The organism is Streptomyces sp. NPDC054932 (assembly GCF_053610205.1).
Map to the genome: position 1 here is coordinate 1 of NZ_JBSGXU010000300.1, position 6,445 is coordinate 6,445.

Sequence of the window (6,445 nt, forward strand, 5' to 3'; positions counted from 1 at the left end):
ACGACCGCCGGGGGGCGGCCGCGGGCGCGAGCACAGGTGCCGGTGCCAGCGCCGCATGAACCGAGCGCGCCGCCGGTGAGTCCGGTCCGCCGCCCGGCCGGCCGGGGCCGTCACCACGAGGGCCCCGGCTTCGGCAGCGCACGCGAAGGGCGGCGGTGTTCGGCATGCCGGCCCGCGCACGGCCGCGGACCGCGGATGCGATGGAATAGCCGGGTGGCGAACTGGGCACAGATGTACGACAGCCGCGGGGACGTCGATCGCGTTCCCGCGCTCCTGCGTCACGTCGAGCGTGGGGACGACGCTGCCGCATGGGAGGAGCTGGAGCGCCGGCTGATCGTCGGGGCTCCCCTCGCGTTCCCCGCGAGCTTCGCCGCGCTGCCGCGTCTGGTGCGCCTCGCGCCCGGGAGCGGGCGGGCCCGGAGGCTGGCCGGCAGGATCGTGCGGTACGCGGCAGCGAGCCACGGGTGCGACGATCTGGTGGAGGACTGCGCCGCCGCCGTCAGCGAACTCGGCACGCTGCTGGACCACGAATTGCGGTCACGACCGCAGCACTACCTCGAAGCCTTCCTCGACCGGCTCGCCACCCGTCAGCAGTACCACTGGGCGGCCGTCCTCACGGACTCCCCGGACGCCTCCCTCGAGGTCGGCTGCCCGCACTGCCCCGTGGAGGTGACGATCGCCTTCGGGGCGCACGGACGCCACTCGGCGATCCGTCACTGGCAGCTGGGCGACGTGGAGCGGCGCGCGCTGCGGCCGGCGTCCCCCGAAGATCTGTCCGGCACCGGGCGGTGGATGTACGAAACCGCCGTTCGCGACGGGCGGGACGTGCTGGCCGACGGGATCACCCGGCTGTTCGGACGGGCGGAGTGCCCTCGCTGTGCCAGCGTTTTCACCGTCGCCGAGGCGTACACGGCCGCGAACCGCCCCGTCATGTGAGCGGCGGCCGGCCGTGGCTCAGGACGTCAGGCGGTGGACCAGGACGGGTTTCACGGCCGGGACCGGCGCCGCCGTCCCGGTCTCGATCAGCTCGTGCACGGCGTCCGCGATCTGCGCGGCCGACGGCAGGTCCAGCCGGACCGTGGTGAGCGCGGGCTGCTGGAGCGCGGAGAGGACGAGGTCGTCACAGCCGACGAGGGCGACCTCGTCCGGTACGGCGATGCCCTCGGCCCGGAGCGCGTGCAGCAGCAGGGCGGCGTACTCGTCGTTGTAGGTGAAGGCGGCGTCCAGGTCGAGGCTGCGCCACCGCCGGGCGAGGGCGCTCGCGGACTCCCTGGTGTAGGCCAGCTCCACCGGGGTGACCGTGGCCATGTGCCGGGCCGCGACCGACTCGGCGCCCGCGAGGCGCGGCTCGGCGAGGGTGCCGAGGCCGCGCTCCTGGGGCATGACCACGCCGATCCTGGTGCGGCCGCGCGCGATGAGGTGTTCGGCCGCGGTGGCGCCGATCCGGGTGTGGTCGAATCCGATGGTGTGCACTCCCTCGACGGGGTGGGCCGCGAAGGCCAGCAGGCCGCGCACCCCCGCGCGGCCCAGCACCTCGGCCGCCTGGGCCGTGAAACGGTCGCCGTCCAGGGCGACGACGGCCGCGGGGCGCAGTTCGGCCCAGGCCCGGGCGGCGTCGAGGGGGTCGGCGAAGCGGCCCGCATGCAGCACGGCCGTGTAGCCGAAGCGGTCGAGCTCGCTGTGCAGGTCGTCCACCCAGTCGCTGACCAGGCGGCCTATCGCGGAGATCGACGCGGGCATCAGGACGAGGTTGCTGCGGCCGGCGCGCAGGGACCGGGCGGCGGCGTGCGGTACGTAGCCGAGCTGCTTGGCCGCGTCGAGCACCCGGGCGCGGGTGCTCGCGCTGACCCGGTGGCCCTGGGTGTCGTTGAGGACGAAGGAGACCGTGGCGCGCGAGACCCCGGCGAGGCGGGCCACGTCGGCGCTGGTGACGGATGCGGGGACGTGTGTGTCTTTGGCCATGACGTCCCTCGACGCTCCTTCTGCTCGGATTCTGCTCGGGGGTTCTGCTCGGGCGGCTCCTCCCTTTTCAGGTTACACGAGTCAAATCAGGGCGTCGGGGTGTGCAGGAGCCTGGAGGAGCCCGCGAGGTCGTCGAGGGCGGTCACGACCGAGTCGAAGCGCATCGTGGTGCGGGACCGCGTGTCGTACGGGCGCCACTGCGGCAGGTCGGGGTGGTTGGGGTCACCGGTGCGGACGAAGGCGATCCAGGCCCGGTGCATGGCGTACGCGAGGCCGTCGCGGACGGCGGGAGCGAGGCCCGCCAGGAAGGGTGCGTGCGACCACTGGTCGAAGTTGTCGAAGACGAAGGGGAGTTCGAGGCAGTGCGCGGCCCCGAGCCGGCCCTCGTACGCCGGGGTGGGAAGGTCGAACTGATAGGCCCAAACGGGACGGTCCGACGCGCCGCGCGCCTCGGCCAGCCGCACCGCCGGCACCCGGAAGAGCTCGTCGGTGATGAGGTCCATGAGGACATCGGCCGGACGCGCCCCGGGCCGGGCCCGCTCGTACGCCGCGTACACGCCCTCCGCGGCCTCGCTCCCGAAGGTGTTCGCGATCCGGTCGGTCACCTCCTCCCGGGTGGCGGCGGCGTACCCCTCGTCGAGGGCGAACCCGAAGTTGGCCTCCTCCCGCGTCCAGCCGATCATGACGTCGATGCCGGCCGCCGCTCCGCCCAGCAGGGCCTGCACGGGGTGGTCGTGGAGGGTGACTCCGTCGATCACGGGCAGGAAGGGCGTCGGCCAGTAGCCCCACCGCACGGTCTGCGCGAACAGTCCGGCGCCCGCTGCGATCAGCTCCGGCCAGGGCAGTGTGCGCAGCTCCTCCAGGTCCTTGGCGCCGGCGAGCTCCAGGTAGGCGGCGGTGCGCTCCAGATACGCGTCCGGACCGGGGAGGTCCAGCCCGAAGGGCGGGCTCTGCAGGATCACCCGCCGGATCAGGCCCTCGGCCTGCGGGTGGCCGGCGAGGGCGGCGGTGGACACCGCGCCGCCGGACTGTCCGGCGACCGTGATGCAGTCCGGGTCGCCGCCGAAGGAGGCGATGTTCTCCTTCACCCAGTGCAGGGCGGCGAGCTGGTCGGTGAGCCAGAAGTTGCCGCCCCCGTCGCCCCCGTCCCCCTCTCCGGGGTAGAGGTAACCCAGGGGCCCGATGCGGTAGTTGATGCTCACGACGACGAGGTCGCCGTCGCGCGCGAAGGTCTCGCCGGAGTAGCCGGGCAGCGAGCCGGAGCCGGACACGAAGCCGCCGCCGTGGATCCAGACCAGTACCGGGCGCCGGTCCCCGTCGGCGGCGGGCGTCCAGAGGTTGAGGGTCAGGCAGTCCTCGTCGAAGGGGGGCGACCCGTGCCCGCCGAGCACCGGGTCGCCGCCCTCCATGTACATCTGCGGCGCGCTCGGGCCGTCGGCGGTGGCGTCCCGCGTGCCGCTCCAGCCGGCGTGCGGCTGCGCGGGCCTCCAGCGCAGGTCACCGACCGGCGGGGCGGCGTAGGGCACGGCACGGAACACCGTGACGCCGCCCTCGGTCGCGCCGCGCAGGCGGCCTGCGGGCAGGTCCACCGCCGTCGGGTCCTGACCTGGGGAGTGGGGCATGAGCCGTTCCTTCCTCGCTGCCGCGCGCTCGGTGCGCGCCACCCGACCGAGAATATGGCGTGAATTTGTCGAACGTCAACGCTTCACGATATCCGGCGCTTCCGGGTCGCTCCTCACAGCCACAGACTGTTGGAGGCCATCCGTTCCGCCTCCACCTCCAGCAGCGGCGCGAAGATCCGCCACAGCACGAGACAGGCTCCGACGCCGACGAGCACTCCGGCGAAGGTGTCACTGAGCCACTGGGCGTGGAGCCAGGTCCGGCTCCCCATCATGGCGAGGACGTACGACGCGCCGAACGCCCACCACCAGCGTCGCGCACGCGGCGGGAACACCACCACCGCAACGGCGATCACGAGCGTCACGGCGCCGAACACCTGCCCGGACGGGTACGAGCCGTCGTTCACCAGGACCCACGGATGCGGCGGCCGCGGCCGGTCGGCCAGTTGCTTGAGGGGCAGGAGCACCACGAGGTTGGCGACGACGGTGACCACGAAGACGAACAGCCCCGAGCGCCAGCGCCCGTAGACGCAGAGGCAGCCGATCAGCAGGAGCGGCAGGACCATGCCGAGCGGGCCGCCGAGCCGGTCGAGGACGGTGACGAATGCGCCCGGCCCGTCGGATCCCGCGGATCCCGCGGCGGCGGAGTCGTTGACCGAGGCCGCCCAGCGGTCGTCGAGCCCCTGGAAGAAGGGGCTGGGGTCCAGCCGGAGCAGCAGCCCGGCCAGGAGCACCAGGAGCAGGAGAGCGATCCCGAGGCCGAGCGCATGACGCGGCGGGGCCGCAGGAAGGTGGTGCCGGGGCGGGCGCATCGGGAGGGGCGGCCGGGACGGCGGCACCGAGGAGGGCGAGGGGAACATGGCGGGCCTTTCACGGTCGTCTCCCCAGGCGGTGGGGGCACGCGGAGAGCAGGCACGGGAGCGCGGAACGGGGGGAGCGGGGAGGGGGAGGAGGGAGCGGGGAGGGGGAGCACGCAGGAGCAGAGGGGGAGCGTGAGGGAGCGGGACGCGGCGGGATGCGGCCGAGGGTCGCGGGATCACGGCAGGAGGCGCACGGGGCCGCGGGGAACCACCCGGCGCCGCCGGGGCTCGAAGCCCTCCGGCCGCCGGGTCGTCGCGGTGCGGCACGGAGTATTGCCGATTCGTCACGACCGCCACAAGAGCAAGAGGGCTTCTCGACATTCTTGCCGTGCGCGATGGCCGCAAAGTGGTGGTTACACGTCTTGCCATGTCGACCCATGCGTCGGTCACGATCTGCACAACGACCCGCCGCAGGCTCTGGCGGAGCCCGGAAATGGGTGCTACACAGTGTCCACCGCACTTGGTGACACGTGTAACAACATCACGTTACGAACGGCGTCCGCCACCGCACCCCCGGCGACAACGCCGCCCGGCGCCCGCTCATGGGCCGCCCCCCTCTTCCCCGCACGCCACCTCCCCGCTCCGTCCCCCGAGGAGTCGTCATGGCCACGCCCGAAGTCGTCGAACCGTCCGTCCCCCCGACCGGGGAAACCGCCCCCCGGCGCGCTCTCCTGCCCCTGTTGCTGGTCGCCAACTCCGCGATGATGGCGCTCTACATGGGCGTCGGCTCCGTCCTGCTGCCCACCCACATCGCCTCGATCGCCCCGGACGACAAGGTCGCCGTACTCGGCCTGATCGGCGGCATCAGCGCGGTCTTCGCCACCGCCTTCAATCCCATCGCCGGCGCCCTCTCCGACCGCAGCGGACGGCGCAACCCCTGGATCCTGGGCGGCGGCCTGGCCTCGCTCCTCTGCCTGGCGCTCCTGGGCAGTGCGAGCACCGCGCTGCTCGTCGGCATCGGCTGGTGCCTGATCCAGGCGACCATGAACGTCTTCCAGGCGGCGGTCACCGCGATCGTGCCCGACCGGATCCCCGCCGCCCGCCGGGGTACCGCGTCCGCGCTGGTCGGGCTCGGTCTGCCCATCGGCGGTACGGCCGGCGTGCTCATCGCCTCCCAGACCGCGGACCAAATGCGCACCGGCTACCTCGTCCTCGGCGCGGTCGTCGCCGGGTCCGCGCTGCTGCTCTCCCTCTTCTGCCGGGACGTACCGCGCGCCGAGGAGGCCGCCGCCGCTCCCGCCAGACCCCGGGGCGCCCAACTGGCCGCCTTCCTCTCGGCCCTGGCCAACCACGACTTCCGCTGGGCCTTCATCGGCCGGGCCCTGATGGTCCTCGGCTACTTCTCCGTCGTCGGCTACCAGCTGTACATCCTCGGCGACCACATCGCGCTGCCCGACGGACTGACCCCGCCCGCCGCGATGGCCGTCCTGACCCCGGTCTCGATGGTCGCGATGGCCGTCTCCACCGTGGTGGGCGGTCTGCTGTCCGACCGCTGGAACCGCCGCAAGGTGTTCGTCGGCGTGTCGGCCGCCCTCGCCGGGCTCGTCATGGTGGTCCCCGTGATCAGCCCGACCTGGACCGGCATGCTCGTGTTCAGCGCGCTCAACGGACTCGCCTTCGGCTGCTTCATGGCCGTCGACACCGCGCTCGTGACCCTGGTCCTCCCGCGCGCCGAGGACGCCGCCCGCGACATGGGCGTCCTCAACATCGCGAACGCGGGGCCGCAGATCATCGCCCCGTTCGTCGCCTCGGCCGTCGTCACCGGCCTGGGCGGCTACACCCCGCTCTTCCTCGTCGGCGGGGCCCTCTCGCTGGTCGGCGCGCTCGCCATCCTCCCGATCCGCAGCGTGCGCTGACCTCCTCCCCCGGGCCCGTCCACAGCTCCGGCGGGGGGGCCGCCCCGGGGGGGGGGCCCCCCGGGGCCCCCCCCCCCCAACCCCAAGAACCCAGACCCCCCAACAGCCACCCCGGTGAAGCAAACCCGGTAAGAACGGGGGCCCCCCC

The 6,445-nt window shown here is 73.4% G+C and carries 5 protein-coding genes; 2 read left to right on the forward strand and 3 right to left on the reverse strand.

What is annotated here, in order from left to right:
• The first annotated feature begins 213 nt into the window (after positions 1-213).
• Positions 214-936 (forward strand): hypothetical protein, encoded by a 723-nt coding sequence (locus ACWGE1_RS39275; RefSeq protein WP_453425261.1) that lies wholly within the window; start codon positions 214-216, stop codon positions 934-936.
• Positions 937-954: 18 nt separating this feature from the next.
• Here ACWGE1_RS39275 and ACWGE1_RS39280 read toward each other — a convergent pair whose 3' ends face one another.
• From ACWGE1_RS39280 to ACWGE1_RS39290, 3 genes are all read right to left on the reverse strand, one after another.
• Positions 955-1,962 carry a LacI family DNA-binding transcriptional regulator gene (locus ACWGE1_RS39280; RefSeq protein WP_453425262.1) on the reverse strand — a complete coding sequence of 336 codons (1,008 nt, stop codon included), beginning with the start codon at positions 1,960-1,962 and terminating at the stop codon, positions 955-957.
• 86 nt (positions 1,963-2,048) lie between these two features.
• Positions 2,049-3,584, reverse strand: a complete 1,536-nt coding sequence (locus ACWGE1_RS39285; protein WP_453425263.1) for a carboxylesterase/lipase family protein — start codon at positions 3,582-3,584, stop codon at positions 2,049-2,051.
• A gap of 113 nt (positions 3,585-3,697) precedes the next feature.
• Positions 3,698-4,441 (reverse strand): phosphatase PAP2 family protein, encoded by a 744-nt coding sequence (locus tag ACWGE1_RS39290; RefSeq protein ID WP_453425264.1) that lies wholly within the window; start codon positions 4,439-4,441, stop codon positions 3,698-3,700.
• A gap of 602 nt (positions 4,442-5,043) precedes the next feature.
• Here ACWGE1_RS39290 and ACWGE1_RS39295 point away from each other — a divergent pair.
• Positions 5,044-6,297, forward strand: a complete 1,254-nt coding sequence (locus ACWGE1_RS39295; protein ID WP_453425265.1) for an MFS transporter — start codon at positions 5,044-5,046, stop codon at positions 6,295-6,297.
• Positions 6,298-6,445 lie beyond the last annotated feature (148 nt).

What these genes read in the sequence shown, in the direction of transcription:
- ACWGE1_RS39295 (WP_453425265.1), top strand. Translation starts at nt 5,044, where the DNA reads ATGGCCACGCCCGAAGTCGTCGAACCGTCCGTCCCCCCGACCGGGGAA.
- ACWGE1_RS39285 (WP_453425263.1), bottom strand. Translation starts at nt 3,584, where the DNA reads ATGCCCCACTCCCCAGGTCAGGACCCGACGGCGGTGGACCTGCCCGCA.
- ACWGE1_RS39290 (WP_453425264.1), bottom strand. Translation starts at nt 4,441, where the DNA reads ATGTTCCCCTCGCCCTCCTCGGTGCCGCCGTCCCGGCCGCCCCTCCCG.
- ACWGE1_RS39280 (WP_453425262.1), bottom strand. Translation starts at nt 1,962, where the DNA reads ATGGCCAAAGACACACACGTCCCCGCATCCGTCACCAGCGCCGACGTG.